Origin of the sequence: Devosia sp. UYZn731, from assembly GCF_040546795.1 — a bacterium.
GTDB lineage: Bacteria > Pseudomonadota > Alphaproteobacteria > Rhizobiales > Devosiaceae > Devosia.
Genome location: NZ_JBEPOL010000002.1, coordinates 453353 through 472142 on the forward strand (window position 1 = coordinate 453353; position 18790 = coordinate 472142).

The window sequence follows — 18790 nt, forward strand, 5'->3', positions numbered from 1 at the left end:
CCGGCGCCTGCAATGCCAAGACGAGAGCTTACGGGTTACCCCGGACGATACCGCAGCGCTTCGATCAGCCGGGTGAACGCCGCCGAGGTCTGGCGCCGGCTGGGGTAATACAAGTGATAACCATCGAAGGTCGGCATCCACGTCTCCAGCACGCTGACCAACTGGCCGGTTTTGAGGTAGGGCGCGACGACGTCCTCAGGAATGCACCCTAGCCCGGCGCCCGCAAGGGCGGCCGATAGAATGTAGGTGCTGCTGCTGAACGTCAGTTGCCCTTCCACCCTGACATTGAGGCGCTGACCGTCGCGCTCGAATTCCCAGGCGTAATGACCGCCATAGGTTTGCAGGTGGAGGTTGATGCAGACGTGCTCGGTCAGGTCCTGCGGACTGGCCGGTGGCTTTCGACCCTCGAGATAGGCAGGCGCCGCCACGACGGCCATGCGCCAATCCGGACCGATGCGGACCGCGATCATGTCCTTGGCCAATTGCTCACCCAGACGAACGCCGGCGTCGTAGCGCCGCGCGACGATATCGACGAACCCGTTTTCCGCGATGAGTTCGAGCTTGATATCGGGATAGGTCTCGATGAAGCCCTGCAGCCGCGGCCACAGCACGGCATTGATCGCGTGTTCACCGGCGCTCAGTCGGATAGTGCCCGACGGTTTATCCCGGAATTCGGTGACCATCTCGAGCGCCGCGTCGACCTCCAGGAAGCGCGGCTCGACGGTTTCCAGTAGCCGTTGCCCTGCATCGGTCGGCGATACGCTGCGCGTGCTCCGGGTGAGCAAGCGAACACCGAGGCGCTTCTCCAGCCGGCTCATGGCATGGCTCACCGCCGACTGCGATACGCCCAGGCGGGCCGCCGCGCGGGTAAAGTTGCGGTCTTGGGCGACCGCTACGAAAGCGATGAGGTCGGCTATGTTGTCGCGATCCATTCATGAACAGATAGCATAGAACTTAAGCGCGATCATCACTGCAGTTCACTAAAGCCAGGTTCACGCCGGGACGGCCAATCCCCAGGTTCCATGAACGAGATTCATAGGCTCATGCAGGATTGACCCACTAATCCAATGACCGAAAGCGGTCTACCTTATGCCTGTTAAGGAGAACGTCATGAACATCCAGCGCGCAGGTTCACAGCCCTCAGCAAAAGGCCCGGCCGATTGGTTCACCGGCACCGTGAGGATCGATCCGCTCTACGCGGTTGAGGCACCCAGCACCATGGCCGGCAACACCGTTACCTTTGAGCCCGGTGCGCGCACCGCCTGGCACACCCATCCGCTCGGCCAGACCCTGATCATTACCTCGGGCCGTGGCCTCGTGCAGCGTGCTGACGGGCCGGTCGAAACCGTTTTGCCGGGCGATGTCGTACGTTTCGCGCCTGGGGAAAAGCATTGGCATGGCGCCAGTGCCGAAACCGCCCTGACCCATATCGCCATTCAGGAGTCGCTCGGCGGCAAGGCCGTGGACTGGATGGAGCACGTCAGCGACGAGCAATACAGCCGCTGAACTGAGCCAGATTCATCCCTCTCGACAATTTCAGACGACCGATCCCGGAAGCATCAGGAGACACGACATGAAAACCAGAAAACTCGGCACCAGCGGCCTTGAAGTCTCGGCCATTGGCCTGGGGTGCATGGGCATCAGCCAGTCTTACGGCACACCCATGGAAACCCCCGCGGGCATTAAACTGATCCGCGACGCCTTCGAACGGGGCATCACCTTCTTCGACACGGCCGAAGTCTACGGTCCCTACAAGAACGAGGACGTCGTCGGCGAGGCCCTTCAGCCAATCCGGGACCAGGTGGTGATTGCCACCAAGTTCGGTTTCGACATCGCCGGCGGCGGCGCACCGGACAGCCGTCCGGAAAGCATCCGCAAAGCAGTAGAAGGTTCGTTGAAACGACTGCGCACCGATCGTATCGATCTGCTTTACCAACACCGCGTCGACCGCAACACCCCCATGGAAGACGTCGCCGGTACGGTCAAGGACCTGATCGCCGAAGGCAAGGTCAAGTATTTCGGCATGTCTGAAGCGGGCGTCGCCAATATCCGGCGTGCCCATGCCGTGCTGCCGGTGACGGCCCTGCAAAGCGAGTACTCGCTGATGTGGCGCGAGCCGGAAGAGCAGATCATTCCCGTGCTCGAAGAGCTGGGCATCGGCTTCGTGCCGTTCAGCCCTCTTGGCAAGGGATTCCTGACCGGCACCATCGACACCAACACCAAGTTTGGCGATAAGGATTTCCGCAATTCCGTGCCGCGCTTCCATCCCGAAAACCGCGCCGCGAACCAGGCCATGGCCGACACGGTCACGCGCATCGCTGCGGAAAAGCAGATTACGCCGGCGCAACTCGCGCTGGCGTGGGTTTTGGCGCAAAAGCCATGGTTTGCACCCATTCCGGGCACGACCAAACTGCACCGCGTCGAGGAAAACATTGGCGCGACCATGGTCGATCTGACGGCCGCGGATCTGGCTGCCATTGAGCAGGCCATCAGCGGCATCGAGATCCAGGGCGACCGTTATTCGGCCGCCAACCAGGCGCGAATCGATCGATGAAAGCCGTGAGACCTGAGATAGCCGCCATCCCACCGCCCGCGCCGTAGTGGCCACTTCCGACCCCATTGCGGTCGTCTGTCAACACCGTGCGGGAGCCCGAAAGCGGTCGGCACCAATGGGCGAAGATGACAATGCTTTATGTGTTTGGACTTAAGGGCCGTTGGAACCGGGCGACCAAAAACCCGTCCATCACCCGATCATCGCCCCTCCCCAAATACTGCCGGGGTGTAGACTTGGTCGAGCCTCCTTCAAAAAAATCCTGGCTATGCTCGCCGCTTATGGGGGAGGATCGGCGGAACATTAGACACGGTGGCAAGCGTGGAAATTCATTATTGGTTCAAGCTTATAGAGTGGCGACCATCCTGGGTCGCCAAAGAGGATGCCCCGAGGCGGCAAACCATACCAAAGCCCGTGGCATGGCAAGGGTGGGTAACCGTGGTTTTGACTGTGGCAATCTGGGCCGCCGGTGCAGTGGCATTCGTGGTCTATGTTCAATCTTTATCAGAAAGGCCTTGGCCGCTCGGCATCGCGTGGTTTGCATGGGCAGCTGCCTGTTGGGGCTGTTTCTGGCTTGTTGTGGCGACGACACGAGACCCGAAAATACAGTGGAACGGCCCTGCACCCGAAGATGGTAGTCATTCCCACGATGGCCGTTAGCCCTAGCGGATTGCCAAAAGCCGACCGACAGCTTTCCACCCCGTATCGGTCGTCACCCGCCAGTCTGGTTGAATGGCACCTATCAGGGACGAACAACGCTGCCCGCAACGGCTGAAAAAGCGGGCGTGAAAGTCATCGGCTGGAAAAGCATCACGAGCGAGTGGCTTATCACCCCCGCTCGTTACCATCTGTAAGTCCCACCTCGGCCAGCACCCTGCCCTCGTTTCTCGGCCGCTGTCGTCCAAAGTATTTGCTCAGCTTTTAGGCTCTGCTTTGTACACCCAACGAGCTAATTGTGCGCGTGGTTGGAACGATGGACAGTGAAGACACGCCCATTGTCGAGAGCCATATGGAATACCTCAAGGCGTTGCACACCCGTTCATGGGACATGACGTCGCGAACGGGGATGTTGCTCTCCGTCACCTGCGATTTTGACAGTGCTACTTTTCGAGATTTTTTCACCGAGTATGAGAAAGCTTTCGTTTTACCTGCCGAAAGGGAGGAGGAAGGCGGCTTCAAAGATTGCCTGGCCCTCAATCATGGCCGTCCCCATGACGGGTTGGAGGCGCAGTTTGGCCGGTTCGTGGAGATCGTCCTGACCGCCCGCACTCCCGAGGCTGCCGCAATGGTTGGCGGCATCAACCTGATCGCTATGCAATATGAGGTGCTGGGCAGTCCGGTCGTCACGAGCAATCTCAATTACATCTTCACCACGCAGGAGGGGCGCGGACGCGGCTATTTCCCTCGGCTCATCGATGCTGCCGCAGAGGTTGTCGAACAGCTTTTCGGCTTGCCGGAGGGCGAGCGCCCATTGATCTTCGTCGAGCAAAACGACCCGTTCAAGATGAGCGCGGAGGACTATGCGGCCGACAGCTCCCATGCCGGCATCGACCAGTTCGATCGGCTGCTGAAATGGGCCAAGGCGGGCGCCCGCGTGCTCGATTTCGACTATGTCCAGCCCGCCCTGTCGCCGGATCAACACCCAGACCAGAGCCTGGTCTATACTGTGCTCAACGCGCCTTCTGATACGCTCGACGCCGAAATCGTCTCGGCCCATCTGGAACGATTTTTTGCCATCTCGGTGGCCAAGGGCCGCCCTGCCCCCGATCCGCAGACTGCGCAAACGCAGCTGTCCCACCTTGCCGGCCGGGCGGCGCGGGGGCTACCAGTAATCGTCCAGAACCCGCTTCCATTCCTTCTCGATCGCAGCCAGGCGCGTCGTCCGGTTGACTGCAATTTTCCGAAATCGCTCTCCAGCGCCCTGCCGCGCATCTTGACCGGCTATTCCAAGACAGTGGAGCCATCGCTCCATTGGACCCTGTCGCTGCATATCGACAATGAGGAGCTGGACCGCCTTGGCAAGGCAAATGGCGCCAACGGGGACAAAACCCTGTTCGGTCAGCTTGGTGGCACGTCCGTCTCGGAACAGCCGACCGAAAATTCGACGTGGAATGCGGATAAACGGTTGCAGCGTCAGCGCGAAAACCAGCAACGGTTTCCCACCTCGGCTGAGTTGCGCGATGCGATGGAGCCAATGTTCAACGACGTTGCCGATCGGGAACGCCTCGGCATTGTCGAAGACTACATGCTCGCAATTGCGGCCAAAACCGACAACCCCTCAGCCACCGATCGGGAGATCGTGACCTTTACCCTCGATCCCGCCAAGATCGCCTGGGAGACCGAAGGGACCAAGTATCGCGCCGAGCTGGCAGAGTTACCGCCCCAGCAGGTGGAGATGCGCCGCTTTTGGTATGTGCACCGCAACTGCAGCGTTTCGTATCACGTCTCGTTCCGTATCGTGGGCTATGAACGCAGCCCGGCATTCTTCTTCTTTGTGTCTATGCTGCAGAAGCTGGTGTCTCCCAAGGAATTCCTGCTGCCCGACACGCAGGAGGCGCAAGACCTCATCGCCGACGCCCGCCCTGCCCTTACCCCATTCGAGGCCATCAGAGTTGTCAGTCACCGGGGTGATCTGGACTTCTGGCAGTTTATGGTCGGCTTGTTCGACCGGGACTTTGGCGATTTCAGCACCCGGCTGGGGCAGAAGCCACCTTCGAATACCGGCGTTTCGGCCTGGCGGACATTAACCCAGGAGCCCTATGTCGAGGTGCCCGGGCTGAAGATGCCAAATCTGCGCTCGATGTTCTATTTCGCCGACAGCGTTTTTCGCGATCTTCTTTTGCCGCGCGATGACGACGGCGCGCCAACAAAGCGCCTCAAGATGCTCTCGGAGACGTTTTTCAACGACAAGCTGGCGGAATTCCTCGACCAGGAAAATCCAGAGCGCGGGACGTCGGGACGACGCAACCCTATCCGCAAATCCGTCACGTTCGGCTTGCGGTTCTGGGATAGGCTATCGCATGCGCACCTCGACGCCATTGCGCCGGAATGGGGGCGGGCCAACCCCGTTGCTTTAGCCTCGTTGCAGAAGCGCACCGCCTATGGCGATGCTGCCGACAGTGGCGGCAGCATCGCCCTCTGCTATTTGTTCCTGGCCGGCTTTACCCAGAATATCATCGACTTCGTCAACCAGGACGCTTCCGAAGTGCTGGACAGCCTCGACCCCCTCTACCCATCGACCGAGGATGATCTGGATGAAGGCTTCTTCGTCCGCTATGCCAATCCGCGCACGCTGTTCACTTTCGTTAGCCGCATGCGCAGCCTGGACTTGGGCGCCGACTATATCGGCACCTGTCCATACGCATTTCTGATTCACGTCTTGACCTTGCACAACGAGTTTCTCACGCGCGACTTCGAAAAGAACGCTGCCACCGTACTAAACGAAGCCGAAAAGGAAGCCTCGCTTAACAATTTCAGTACGGCCGCCAACTGTTTCTACGACTTTAGGAGGAAATATGTCTCCGAGTACGACACATACAAGTATGAGAACGTCTTCCGCTACGACACCGAGGCCAAGATATTCTTTGCCCTGAACAAAATCCGCGGTGTCGAGCTGAAGCATGCCTACGTCGAACAGCTCATTAATGCTGCAGAAAAACGAACCTCCGACTACGAGGAACGGCAAAGACGAGATGGCGAGCGGCTTCTCAGCAAAAACCTGGCAGTCGTTGCGTTGTTTTCCGTGATCGGGGTGGCCTTACAACTCTCCTCCGACCTCAAAAGCGACGGGCCGATCCTCGATCTGAGGGTCGTCGCCGACGCCCTATTTTGTGTCTCTTTCATATTTGCCGTCTTCTGTATCGCTGTGGTGCACAAGTTCATGTTCGAACCATTTGGTCTAATCTCCAAGCCATTGAGCCGGATCGCAGCCTGGTACCGCCGGAAAAAGTAAAAATCGGTTTGAAAGCGATGCCTCCAGCCCAATTTTCAGCGCCTTACCGGCAATCGTTGGCGGACAGCTTTCCGGAAAAAGGATGCAGCAACGCGTCGCGCTGCGGACGCACATCGCCGATAGACCGGCTTTCCCAGCAAACGCGGACTTCGGAGGTCCAGGGCGCGGACAGAAAATCGTCAGGTCATGGGGTTTGTGGAGCGGGTAGCGGGAATCGAACCCGCATATTCAGCTTGGAAGGCTGCTGCTCTACCACTGAGCTATACCCGCCCGATGGCATGGGCCATGCGAGGATCGCTCGATGCTAGTTTCAATGCCGGGCCAAGGCAATGCCGGGCGGCATTCGAAACAGCGAAATGGTGGAGGGGACTGGATTCGAACCAGTGTACGCTAAGCGAGCAGATTTACAGTCTGCCGGATTTAACCACTCTCCCACCCCTCCACTGACTACGTCGCACGAGCGGGATAACGAAGCACCGGGGCGCGTCGTCGGGCGGTTTATGGTGATCTGTGACAGGAGTGTCAACTGCTGTTGCAACTTGCCCGCAAGAAATCCAGCATGCTTGTTCATATAGGCACCGGGAGCGGCTTGCTGGACCCGCCCAAAGGCGCTACCCCTGCCCCATGAGCTTCAACAAATTTCCCGCCAAACCACGCTACGATCCCGATGACGGTCCGGTCTATCTTTATGGACTGCACACGGTCCGCGCCGCGCTGGACAATCCCAACCGCACCAAGAAAGTGTTGTTGGTCACCCCTAACGCCTTGAACAGGCTCAAGGAAACAGGCGAGATCGGCAAGGTCTCCGTCAAGGAGACCACGCCCAAGGAGCTCGATCGTCTGCTTGGCGACGATGCCGTGCATCAGGGTGCCGCGCTCGAAGTCGACCCGGTCAGCCGCTTCGGCCTCAATGATATCAACCCCTTACGCCTGGTCGTGGTCCTGGACCAGATCACCGACCCCCACAATGTCGGCGCCATCCTGCGCACCGCCTGCGCTTTTGGCGCCGATGCAGTCATCACCACGGCCCGCCACTCGCCACGCGAGACCGGCGTGATGGCCAAATCCGCCTCCGGCGCGCTGGATCTGGTGCCGATGATCGAGGTCAAAAACCTCGGCGACGCAATTGAAACACTCAAGAAACGCGGCATGTTAGTGCTGGGCTTTGATTCGGAAAGTGAACACCAGCTCAAGCCCCGCAGCGGCGACGTGCCGCTGGCGATCGTCATGGGCGCCGAGGGCAAGGGCCTGCGCCAGCGCACCCGCGAACTCTGCGACGAGGTGGTCAAGCTCGACATGCCCGGCCCGATCAAGTCGCTCAACGTCTCCAACGCCGCCGCCATCGCCTTGTTCGCGGCCACTGCCGGACGTTCCTGATGTCGCTCTTCGAACCCTTCGCCATCGCCCTGCGCCTGTCGGGGGTCCGTGTGGGACAACTTGAACTGGATGGGGCGCTCAAGCGCCTGAGCAGCCGCTTTGAGCCCGAGGATGACGCGGATAGTTCCTACGCCCAGGTCGACGTTGAGGTGGACAACGCTGTCCGCGCAGTCCTAGAACTTGCGGAACACTGCGGGCCGGCCATCTCCGCCATGCTCGCGGATCGTCGAATCGGCAAGGCCGTCCTCGATATCGCCTTCGACTTCCCCGATGAGGGCGAGGCGATGTCGACCCGCCTGCCCGCCCACATGGTCGCCGCCATTGCCGGCCACGACATCGATATCGAAGTCTCGGTCTATCTCACCGACGTCGAAGACGCCGAGGACTAGAGCGGGGCTGGCTGCTGCTGGCTACTACCGGCAGGTTAGCACCTCCACGGAAGCAGACGCCATGACAGCGTGCGTTAGCTGAGCAGAGGCATGGCGTCCCCGGCGGCATCGAATAGCACGGCCTTGTCGGGTGTGAAACCAAGCGTCCCATCCAGCGCTGCGATCAGATTGCGGCCGCTGGGCAGGTTGAGGCTGACGATGGTTTCGTTGCCGAGGCGCTCGACCAGCCCGACCTTGCCGTGGAGGGGGCGAGCGTCGGCAAAGGTGAGACAATGCGGGCGGATACCGAGGGTGAGGTTGTCGCCGACCGACGTTGCCGATTGCCGGGATGGTGATGGCGGCGACTTCATCCGATGCCACGGTTATGCCTTCAGGTCCTATGGCGCTGACCGCGACCTCAAGGAAGTTCATCTTCGGGGAGCCGATAAAACCGGCGACGAAGGGATTGGCAGGGCGGTGATAGAGATCGAGCGGGGAGCCAACCTGCTGCACAATGCCTTGGTTGAGGACGACGATCTTGTCCGCCAGGGTCATTGCTTCGACCTGATCGTGGGTGACGTAGATCATGGTGGCGCCGAGATCCTGGTGGAGCTTTGAAAGTTCCATGCGCATATCCATGCGCAGCGCTGCGTCGAGGTTGGATAACGGCTCGTCGAACAGGAAGACTTCCGGCTTGCGCACAATGGCGCGGCGGATGGCGACGCGCTGGCGCCGGCCGCCGGAAAGCTGAGCGGGCTTGCGTTGCAGCAGATGCTCCATCTGCTGGATGCGTCGAGGCGTCTGATCTGTCGCCATCCTTGCTTGATTACGATCAAAGATGCAGTTTTTTCCGGTCTTTCGTACGGTCCTGAGTTCTGCATTTTGAGATCGCAAGCGAAAGCTGCCAGGTCCGCTTCCCACCCCAACGCAGCCGAAGCAGCCTCGTTCAGTCCAACGGTGCGAGGCGCACCAATATCTTGGTGAAACTGCCGGGCTGGCTGTCCCAGCGTGCTAGCGCAGTTGGGGCGTCGGCAAGACTGACAGTCGCGCTGACGATCAGGTCACCAGCCTCCGGATGCTCCGTCAACCAGGCAATAACGTCGTCGAAATCCGACCGCATGGCATTGCGGGAGCCACGGATATCGAGCTCCTTGGTAATGAACTGCTTGGTGTCATATTCGACAGGATGCTTGGCGTAGCCGATATAGACGATCCGTCCGCACTGACCCACAATATCGACCGCCTGCAGGAATGTGGCTGTCGTCCCGACAGCTTCGATAACGACGTCCGGCCCCTCCGGCAGGATAGCAGCGATCTGGGCGCTGACGTCGCCATCTGCGGTACAGATGATGCTGGCGGCGCCGAGTTTCTTGGCCACTTCGAGCTTTTCGGGGCTGACATCGACTGCAATGACTGTAGCGCCACGGCGCAAGCTGCCCATCAGAGCACCCAGTCCGATCATGCCACAGCCCAGAACCACGACCGTTTCGCCCCGCTCAATCTGGGCGCGATTGACCGCATGAAAGCCTACTGAGCAGGGCTCTATCAGCGCCGCGTCTCGCAGCCGCACGCCACCAATGGGCAGGACTTTGTCGCGCGGCACGACCACACGCGCGGTCATGGCGCCTTCGCGCTGAACGCCCATTGTCTGGTTGTAGAGGCAGGCATTCGGCCGCCCTGCCCGACACGCCCGACACTTGCCGCAGTTGAAATATGGCAGCACGGTCACGGTCTCGCCGATCGACAAGCCTTCGACCCCAGAGCCCAAACTGGCGATCGTCCCCGCGATCTCGTGTCCCGGCACGCGCGGGTAACTCACCAGCGGATTAAGCCCGCGATAGGAGGTAAGGTCCGATCCACAATAGCCGACGAAGGCCAGATCGATGGCCACTTCGCCGACAGCGGGCACCGGCACCGGCACCTCGATGATCTCCGCGTGTCCAGGGGAAGAGATGACGAGCGCTTGCATGAGTGTAAACCATTCCTGATTGGTATTCTTGGGCGGCCGCCAGTTCGCGACGATTGCGCCCCGCTGCGCGAAATACTGTCAGCCTAAGCCGGCGCGGTCAGGCGGCATATCCGCCCGACAGCCTGGCGGGCCAGATGCTACCGTCCGCGCCGCCGCAGCTGATCGAAAAACACGATGACGATAATCAGCACGCCGGTGATGATGCGCTGCCAGAACGAGTTGACGTTCAGCAGATTGGCCCCATTGCTGATGGTTGCAAGGATGAACGCGCCGATCAGGGGGCCATGCACGGACCCCACGGCCCCGAACAGCGACGTGCCACCGATCACGCTCGACGCAATGGCTTGTAATTCCCAGCCTTCGCCCTGGGTCGCATTGCCCACGCCCAGGCGCGCAGCCAGCATGACCCCTACAAAGGCCGCACACATGGCCGACAGCCCATAGGCGATGAAGATCATCTTGGGAACGCTGACGCCAGACAGGCGCGCTGACTCCGGATTGGAGCCGACCGCGTACAGATACCGGCCCCATTTGCTGAGGTGCAGGAATATGTAGGCCGGCACGGCGACGATCACCACCATCCAGAACAGGTTGGGAATTCCCAGGAAGCTCTCGCGCGAAAACTCGGTGAATGCCGGATCGGTAATATTGATGGTTGATCCGTTGGTCATCAGCAGGCCAATGCCGCGCAGGGAGGTCAGCGTTGCCAGCGTGATGATGAATGGCGGCAGGCCCATCTTGACGATGCCGAAGGCGTGGAAAAACCCGATCGCCAGGCCCATGACCAGGGTGATGATGATTGCCAGCCAGATCGGCATGCCACTCTGGATCAGGCCCGCCACGATCACGGTGGAAAAGCCCACAATGGCCCCGACCGACAGGTCGATGCCCCCGGTAATGATGACGAAGGTCTGCCCGATCGCGAGGATGGCAATCATCGAGCCTTGCCGCAGCAGGTTCGAGATATTGTTGGGGGTGGCGAAATTGGGGGTCGCGATGCTGAGCACCACGCAAAGCAGCAGCAGCAGCCCAACCAGCGTCAGGGCAAACAGGAAGCTGAAATTTCGCTTGGCCTTGGTCGTTGTCGGGGTAACTTCGGTTGTCATCAAGCTCTCCAATGGATGGCGTCAGACGCCGATGGCCTCGGCCAGAATGTCTTCGTGCGATGATTGCCGGTAGGTCTGCGAGCCGGTCAGCCGGCCATCGCGAAACACGTGCAGAGTGTCAGCCAACTCGTACACTTCAGGCAGATACGAGGAGATCAGGATGATCCCCGCGCCGTTCTTGAGCAGTTTGGCAAACAGGCGATAGATTTCGGCCTTGGTGCCGACATCCACGCCAACCGTGGGCTCGTCAAAAATGAACAGTTCAGCGCCGTGGTTGAGCCATTTGCCGATTACGATCTTCTGCTGGTTGCCGCCGGACATTGACGAGGCCAGCGAGCGCCGCGACGGCGTCTTGATGCCCAGGTCCTTGATCTGCTGGTCGGCGCGGCGTTTCTCCTCGCCGACATCGACGAAGGGACCGCGCGTCAGCCGATCGTAGACCGGCAGGTTCAGGTTCAGTCCGATCGGCAGGTTCAGGTTCAATCCCTGGTCACGCCGACTTTCCGGCGCCAAGGCAATCCCTAGCGCGATCGCCCTGCGCTCGTTGCGGATATCGACCTCCTGGCCTTGCCATTCGACCGATCCCCCAGTCTTGGGATTGCGCCCGAACAGGCTCAAGGCGAACTCGCTTCGGCCAGCGCCGATCAGGCCATAGAGCCCCACGATCTCGCCCGCATGCACCTTGATGGAGATGTCCGAAAAGCCCTTACCGGAGAGTTGCTTGGCCTCGAGCAGCAGTTTGCCCAAGGGTATCGTTTCCTTGTGGTAGATCTGGTCAAGCGTGCGGTTGATCATCATCGCGACCAGCTCGGTATCATTGGTCTCTGCGATATTGCGCGTTCCCACCAACAACCCATCGCGCAGCACCGAAACCCGGTCGGCCAGTTCGAACACTTCCTCCATGCGGTGGCTGATATAGACGATGGTCACGCCTTCGCTTTTCAGCCGGCGGATGAGAGCGAACAGCTGTGCTGCTTCCTGCCGGGTCAGATAAGCGGTCGGCTCGTCAAATATGATGAACTTGGTGCCGCGCACCGAGGCGCGTGCCGTCGCCACCAGTTGCTGCTGCCCGATGGTGAGCGAGCCCAGGATCGCATCCGCCTTCAAATCAAATCCGATGTCATCGAGGATTTTCTGCGCGGCGCGGGTCATCGCCCCTTTTTGCAGCATCCCGAACCGAACGGTTTCATCGCCCAGGAAAATATTGGCCGCGACCGATAGATGGCGGCACAGCACGACTTCCTGATGGACTGCATTGATGCCGTGGCCGATGGCTTCGCTGGGATTGGCCAGGCCAACTTCCTGGCCATTCCACAGGATCGCGCCGCCAGTGCGTTGAATGACGCCGGTCAACAGCTTGATCAGCGTAGACTTGCCAGCCCCGTTCTCCCCGACGATGGCGTGAATTTCGCCACGGTTGAAATCGAGCGAACTCGGCTTGAGCGCCTGGATATGGCCATAGCGCTTTTCCAGGCCGCGCAGTTGCAAGATCGGCACGATTTCCGCTTGGGCTGAATCGCTTGCAAGCTCAATCAACTCAAATCTCCTCCGCCGTTTGGCGCCCCCGGCAATTCGTCGCTCAATGGATGCGGGGCGCGGTCAATGTCGTCCGACCACGCCCCGTACCGATCAGTTGACCTTGGGGTTCAGCAGTTCCTGGCTGCGAGGATCGTTCATGTTCGCGGTGGTGATCAGATTGGCACCCGTATCGACGAACTTCTCGACGGCTTCGCCCTTGGACGCGGCCAGTGCAGTTTTGATGCCGTCATAGCCCATCCGGTAGGGGTCCTGGACAACCAGCGCGTCGATCGTGCCGTCTTTGAGGAAACCAACCAGCTTGTCGTCGCTGTCGAAACCGATCAACGCCACTTTCTTGGACGCGTCGTTTTCAGCCAGAGCCTGACCCGCACCCTGCGCCATGATCAGGTTGGAAGCAAAAATGCCAACCAGGTTGGGATTGGCGGTCAGTAAGTCAGTGGTGATGTTCAGGCCGGTCGCTGCCTGGCCATCGGCATACTTGTCCGCTACCAGCTTGAGGCCGGGATATTTGGCTGCAAGCTGCTCTGTAAAGCCTTTGCGACGCTCTTCCAGAGAGCCGGCATTGGGCACGCTGGTGATCAGTGCCACTTCGCCCTCAGCCTTGCCGGTTGCGGCCATGATGGCCGCCGCCAGACCGTCGGCGGCGATGCGGCCACCCTGGACGTTGTCGGTTGTCAGGAACGATGTGAAGGCGTCGGAGTCAGCCGACGAGTCGATGCCCACGATCGGCACGGACTTGGCGGCCTCGGTGATCGGTGCACCGAGAGCGGACTTTTCCGTCGGCGCAATCACGACCGCTGCGGGCTTGCCGGCTACGGCATTCTCGAGGATCGAAATCTGGCCGTTGATGTCGGTTTCGGCCTGCGCGCCCAGCTCAGGCACGTTGACGCCCAGATCCTTGCCAGCAGCACGCGCGCCAGCAAGCACGATCTGCCAATAGAAGGACGTGGTGTCCTTGACGATGATCGGAATGGTCACATCCTGGGCGAAGGCCGGCATCCCCGACATACCGGCGACCAGAGCAATGGCGGAAAGGCCCAGGACCGCGCGGCGGCCCAGTTTTACGGATTTCATTGTCAACTCCCTTTGGTGCGCGTTTTACGGTCTCTCCCGGACCGCCGCGCTGCACCATCTACGCACAATCAAATTTGCCGCGCCATATGTTTTTTATGCATAGAAAACACACCGGCAGGACCACGACGCGTTTACTTCCTTGAAAAGGCTTCCAGCATGGTTGTGCGGGCGGACGCCAGATGCTGGTTGCAGGCTGAGTTGACCTTTTCCAGGTCGCGGCTCTTGAGCGCGGCTATGTAATCGAGGTGTTCGCGGATCGCCACAGCATTGCGGACGCGCTCGTCACGTTTGTTCCACTGGTAGTGATAGTGGAAAATCAGCGTGATGATATCATAGAAGTCATCAATGAAGCGGTTTGGCGAAGCCCCGTTGATCAACCTGTGGAAGCGATTGTCGAGATCGGAGAAGTCATGAAACTTGGTGTCTATTGTATCCAGCAGTTCGTGATGTTGAAGCTCGATTGCGTTCAACTTCGTCCAGGCCGAGGCGTTCTTCGGTAATCTGGCAAAGGCCAGCGCCGAACGCAATTCGAACATCTGGCGGATCTCGAAAAGTTCGATCCCGAAATCCTGAGTGAACCCCTTGAACAGCCAACCTGATTTGCGGCGTTTCTCGATCAGTCCGAAGCGCTGAAAACGGTTGAGAAATTCTCTGATGACGGTAGTGCCGACATTGAATTCCCGCGCCAGTTCCAGCTCATTGATCAGCGTTCCCGGCTTGGTATCCGCCCGCAACATCCATTCCATGAACTGGTTCTCGACCTGTTCGGAGGTTGAGACGGTTTCGGTAACGGGAAAATGTGCCGCTGGGGTCGCCGGGGCAACAGCGATCCGCGTCTTGCCCACTCGAGACACCAGTTCGCGCTGGTCAAGCAAGGCAATGGCTTTTCTGACCGTCGTGCGGCTGACCCCAAGCCGGGCACTCAAGACATTCTCGGACGGCAGGGCCTGCCCAGTTGGCAGCGTTGCCAAAAGACCCAGCAATTGATTGAACGCCTGCTTAAAAACCGTGTCGCTTTTCATCTCGAAAAGGGCCCTTTGGGGTTCCAAGCTTCCACGTCACCTGTTGAATGAGTCTGTTTCATTCATCCGGCCTCTTGAGCTTTTTCGGCGGCCTGCTCGTACATCACGCGCAAACTGCAGATAGCCGAGCGGCTAGCCATGAAAGCATTGTCTCCAGACGAATCGAAAGGCTGTCTATCCGTGTGGTGCTGAAAATAATTACGGAGCGACGGCCTGCGATCGTGGTGGGACTGGCACATGCGCAAGCCTTAGCCTCAACTGTCTTGGCACTCTTTGTGTTGAGCCGCCAGCGCTTCCAAACAGCGCAAGAGCGGATCGTCGGTCTCGTCGCAATGCATAGCCATCGCGGGAGGCGATCGGCGGCAATGGGCACGGCGCTTCAACCGGGGCAGCTCTATCGGCCTTGGCTGAACGTGGTGGATCGCACGGCAAACAGCGCCAAGTGCCGCTCGGGGTTTATCAGGTCGTCGGGGATGAAGGCGCCAGCACACCCGCGTGAGGCAAACGTCAGGCAATCCAATCGGCCACGGTATTCCGTCAACGTGTGCCCTAGAGAAAATCGGGCCAGCCGCGACGTCGGATAACTGTTGGACAGAGCCGGTTTCGGTTACTTGACAATGCAGGCCGTAAATTTTGGCAGCGTTTTGGTTTTTCCGCTGAGGCGCGCGCCGGTCGACAGGCTGACCGGAAACCGGCTGATGACCAGATGCATGAGCTTTGCGCCATTGGTCGAAGTTGCCAGTCCGGACAGCACGGAAGCCAGCCGAATGCGTGTCGCGAACTGGTTGCGCCAGACCGACGCATAGGCCCTCCCTGCTGCCGCCCGCGCGGTGCTATCCCAGGTGTCGAACTGGCCCAGCTGCGCCGCAAGAATCCACCCCGATTGCAATGCCATGGCGATGCCCTCGGCGATGATGGGATGGGACTCGCCGGCGACATTGCCGACGCGGAAAATGTCGTCGGCGTAAGCTCGGCGAATTCCAGGGCGGATCGGACCGGCGGCGAGCCATGGACCGGCCAGTTCTGCGCCACGCAAAGCCTCGGCGACGCCGGGGCAATATCTGAGGATGTGATTGAACGTGGCTTCTGCCGCACTGCCGTCGGAGCTGGCGCGGCGAGCGGCAACCAGAGCGTCGCGTCGGATGCAGAACGACAGCGACAAGCGGTCGTGGTCGGCCCAGACCATGCCGCCATATCCGCCTGGAAACGCGATCAGCGGCATGAGATCACGCGGCAGCCTGCCACCAATAAAATGGGCCTTGAAGCCCAGGAAGTCATGCGGCCGATTGATCTTGGTGAGATTGGTTGGAAGTTTGCCGGGCTCCCAGGATCCGTGCGCTGCCACGATAACGGGAGCCTTGAGTTGCAGTTGCTCGGTCGCCAATTCTATCGTGACGGAAGAGCGTTCGACGCCCGCCACGATTTTGGTCGCCCGCCACGGTTGAAAAACGGTCACGCCGCCGGCACGCGCCGCGTCCAGCAACAGTCCGTCCAATATGTCGCGCCCGAGCGCCCGTCCGAAGGCTGTGCCCTGCCCTTTCGGCATCGGCGCTTCTACCGCGTCACCCGCTGCAAACAGTGCGACACGCCTGACCTCGGGCCCGGCCTGGGCGCGAAACTCTGCCCCAACCCCAAGCTGGTCGAGCAGATCAACATTGATGGCCGAGGTGAACTCGCCACAGACCTTGCGACGCGGAAATTCGCTGCGTTCCACGATCGCCACCGAACGTCCCTGCTGCGCCAAACCAATTGCCGCCGCTGTGCCTGCTGGTCCCGCACCGACGATCACGGCGTCGAAATGTTTGTCCATCACCCTGTGCCGCGCGCCACAAAGGCATGGGTGAATGGCCCAATGCGGCGTTCCTGAAAAGTCGTTGCCGCTCCCCCGGGCCAAAGCCGGGATAGATCGTCGCTAACAAAGCCGGCCCGCACGCTGGCCGCTGCATCATGCAGCGTCACCGCATTGGCGCCGATAGCACGCAACCAGCCGGTACACCACAAGGCCAGCCCGCTCCGGCGCGGTTCCGTGGCCAAAAAGCATGACGTCAGCCTCGGCATGACGGACAGCAATTTCTCAAGCTCCATATCCTCGAAATGATGCAAGAAAAGATTGGCGGAAATGGCATCGAAAATCCCGATGTCCGGTCTCTCAATCCACTCGAAGACATCGGCGACCACCGGCTGCGCCCGCCAGCCGAGAGAGGCAAAGGCGGCTTTTATGCTGGGAGACAGCAAGTCGGCCTGATCGAGCAGTATCACCTCGACATCCGGCCATTTTGGCGCCAGACGACGGGCGACCGAAAGCATGAAGCGGCCATCACCTGCGCCGATCTCCAGGATGCGCAATGGCTTGCGCTCAAGGTTGGCGCCCAGCAGACGCGCCATGATGGCGCTCTGGAACATCACCGCGTTGACGCGGACCAGATCGCGCCGTGACGCCATGGCGCGGGGATCTTCCACCGCCATTGTGTCGAGCAGTTCCGGCTCGATTCGCCGGCGCGACAGTGGACCGGGCATTAGTGCGCTGTCCCAACCGTCTGGAACATCATGGTTTCGGCGGTCAGGCCGGGCCCGAACGCCATGGCGCAGCCCAGGTCTCCAGCGGTGGGATTGGCCAGCATGCGCTCCAGCACGAACATGACAGTTGCCGAGGACATGTTGCCGTTTTCGCGCAGCACAGCTCGTGACGGCATCAGGGCTTCAGGGGGCAAGGATAGCGCCCGCTCGACAGCATCGAGGACTGACTTTCCTCCCGGATGCACGGCCCACAGGTCGATCTCGGCGACGCTCTTGTTGCCCAGAATGATGCCAATGCCGGCGTCCAACGTGTCGTGGATCGCAGTCGGCACCTGGCCCGACAGCACCATGTCGAAGCCATCGTCGCGCACGCTCCAGGTCATCAGTTCGCGGCTGTCTGCCGCTACGATAGCGCGGAAGCTGTTGAGGCCGAAGCCAATGGCGTCAGCGCTGACTATCGAAGCGGCGCAGCCATCGCCCCACAGGCAGAACGACAGCAGTTTTTCGAGGTCGGTAGTTTCCTTGAGATGGAGCGTGCACAGCTCGATGTTGACGATTAGAACACGCGCGTCGGGTTCGGAGCGTACAATGTGCCGCGCCTGCTTGAGGGCATTGATGGCGGCGTAGCAGCCCATGAAGCCAATGATCGTCCGCTCGATAGCGCTGGAAAGGCCGCACAGGGCGATGACTTCGAGGTCAATACCGGGAGCGGAAAACCCCGTGCAGGTGGTGACGATGAGATGCGTGATTGCGGTGCGATCCTCGCCGTCGAGCACCTTTTCGACAGCTTGACGCGCCAGTTCCGGAGCCGTTGCGGCAAACATGTCCATTCGTTTGGCCGTCCCCGGAAAACCGCCTCGTACGAAAATCCCCGCGCCATCGACGATGGGTCCCTCCGGATCGCCCGCAGCCTCGAAGCAGGAGAACCGGTGCTCGATCCCACCCTTGTCGGCCATGCGGTTGAAAATCGCCCGACGACGCGGGTCGTGGCTAAGTTGCGAGCTTGCAAAGCCGATGAAGAACTGGTGGACGTCATTTGACGGCACCGCGGTGGCAATGCGATTCAGGTAAGCTTGAGCGGGCATGGGCAGTCCTTTTTTCGGCCGAAATCGGCCACCGCTCAGCGGGCGGGCAACCGGCCAGCCCGAAATATCTGCGGCTCTAGCAGTCGGACCTGACGTCAAGCTGACGACTAACGAACTTGCGCATCGGTAGTTCCAGCAGGTCTTCGCCGTGTCGGAAGATGAACAGGGCATCGCGCCCGTTGAGGCCAGGGCGGGGCCATTGCTTTCGCCGGCAACCAGCAGGGCGGTCA

At 60.2% G+C, this 18790-nt stretch carries 15 protein-coding genes and 2 tRNA genes; 5 read left to right on the forward strand and 12 right to left on the reverse strand.

Annotated features, from left to right (window positions below; all coding sequences use genetic code 11):
- Window positions 1–35: 35 nt before the first annotated feature.
- Window positions 36–932, reverse strand: a complete 897-nt coding sequence (locus ABIB57_RS06655; protein WP_354039362.1) for a LysR family transcriptional regulator — start codon at window positions 930–932, stop codon at window positions 36–38.
- A 178-nt stretch (window positions 933–1110) separates the two neighbouring features.
- Here ABIB57_RS06655 and ABIB57_RS06660 point away from each other — a divergent pair, with 178 nt between their 5' ends.
- From ABIB57_RS06660 to ABIB57_RS06670, 3 genes are all read left to right on the forward strand, one after another.
- A complete protein-coding gene (locus ABIB57_RS06660; RefSeq protein WP_354039364.1) occupies window positions 1111–1506 on the forward strand; it encodes a (R)-mandelonitrile lyase in 396 nt (131 codons plus the stop codon).
- 67 nt (window positions 1507–1573) lie between these two features.
- The gene (locus tag ABIB57_RS06665; protein ID WP_354039365.1) at window positions 1574–2554 is read left to right on the forward strand and encodes an aldo/keto reductase; all 981 of its coding nucleotides are present in this window, start codon (window positions 1574–1576) and stop codon (window positions 2552–2554) included.
- Between the two features lie 1006 nt (window positions 2555–3560).
- Window positions 3561–6503, forward strand: a complete 2943-nt coding sequence (locus ABIB57_RS06670; RefSeq protein ID WP_354039367.1) for a hypothetical protein — start codon at window positions 3561–3563, stop codon at window positions 6501–6503.
- Between the two features lie 196 nt (window positions 6504–6699).
- On the opposite strand, the gene ABIB57_RS06675 is transcribed toward ABIB57_RS06670, so the two are convergent.
- A tRNA-Gly gene (locus tag ABIB57_RS06675) sits at window positions 6700–6773 on the reverse strand.
- Window positions 6774–6860: 87 nt separating this feature from the next.
- Window positions 6861–6945 (reverse strand) — tRNA-Tyr (locus ABIB57_RS06680).
- A 182-nt stretch (window positions 6946–7127) separates the two neighbouring features.
- Between ABIB57_RS06680 and rlmB the strand changes: the two genes are divergently transcribed.
- Window positions 7128–7880, forward strand: coding sequence for a 23S rRNA (guanosine(2251)-2'-O)-methyltransferase RlmB (gene rlmB / locus ABIB57_RS06685; protein ID WP_354039368.1), 753 nt, complete (start codon window positions 7128–7130; stop codon window positions 7878–7880).
- A complete protein-coding gene (locus ABIB57_RS06690; protein WP_354039370.1) occupies window positions 7880–8269 on the forward strand; it encodes a hypothetical protein in 390 nt (129 codons plus the stop codon). Before rlmB ends, ABIB57_RS06690 begins: the two co-directional genes overlap by 1 nt.
- A gap of 24 nt (window positions 8270–8293) precedes the next feature.
- On the opposite strand, the gene ABIB57_RS06695 is transcribed toward ABIB57_RS06690, so the two are convergent.
- The 9 genes from ABIB57_RS06695 to ABIB57_RS06735 form a co-directional block, all read right to left on the reverse strand.
- Window positions 8294–9064 (reverse strand): ABC transporter ATP-binding protein, encoded by a 771-nt coding sequence (locus ABIB57_RS06695; RefSeq protein WP_502914352.1) that lies wholly within the window; start codon window positions 9062–9064, stop codon window positions 8294–8296.
- Between the two features lie 130 nt (window positions 9065–9194).
- Entirely contained in the window at window positions 9195–10217 is a 1023-nt protein-coding gene (locus ABIB57_RS06700) for a zinc-binding alcohol dehydrogenase family protein (RefSeq protein WP_354039371.1), read from the reverse strand.
- A gap of 137 nt (window positions 10218–10354) precedes the next feature.
- Window positions 10355–11323: an ABC transporter permease gene (locus ABIB57_RS06705; protein ID WP_354039373.1), complete on the reverse strand. Its 969-nt coding sequence runs from the start codon at window positions 11321–11323 to the stop codon at window positions 10355–10357.
- A 21-nt stretch (window positions 11324–11344) separates the two neighbouring features.
- Window positions 11345–12859 carry a sugar ABC transporter ATP-binding protein gene (locus ABIB57_RS06710; RefSeq protein WP_354039374.1) on the reverse strand — a complete coding sequence of 505 codons (1515 nt, stop codon included), beginning with the start codon at window positions 12857–12859 and terminating at the stop codon, window positions 11345–11347.
- Window positions 12860–12952: 93 nt separating this feature from the next.
- A complete protein-coding gene (locus ABIB57_RS06715; protein ID WP_354039376.1) occupies window positions 12953–13936 on the reverse strand; it encodes an ABC transporter substrate-binding protein in 984 nt (327 codons plus the stop codon).
- A gap of 131 nt (window positions 13937–14067) precedes the next feature.
- Window positions 14068–14958: a GntR family transcriptional regulator gene (locus ABIB57_RS06720; RefSeq protein WP_354039378.1), complete on the reverse strand. Its 891-nt coding sequence runs from the start codon at window positions 14956–14958 to the stop codon at window positions 14068–14070.
- A 607-nt stretch (window positions 14959–15565) separates the two neighbouring features.
- The gene (locus tag ABIB57_RS06725) at window positions 15566–16768 is read right to left on the reverse strand and encodes an NAD(P)/FAD-dependent oxidoreductase (RefSeq protein ID WP_354039380.1); all 1203 of its coding nucleotides are present in this window, start codon (window positions 16766–16768) and stop codon (window positions 15566–15568) included.
- Entirely contained in the window at window positions 16768–17475 is a 708-nt protein-coding gene (locus tag ABIB57_RS06730; protein ID WP_354039382.1) for a methyltransferase domain-containing protein, read from the reverse strand. Before ABIB57_RS06730 ends, ABIB57_RS06725 begins: the two co-directional genes overlap by 1 nt.
- A complete protein-coding gene (locus tag ABIB57_RS06735) occupies window positions 17475–18560 on the reverse strand; it encodes a type III polyketide synthase (protein WP_354039384.1) in 1086 nt (361 codons plus the stop codon). The genes ABIB57_RS06730 and ABIB57_RS06735 overlap by 1 nt, the downstream gene beginning before the upstream one ends.
- Between the last annotated feature and the right edge of the window lie 230 nt (window positions 18561–18790).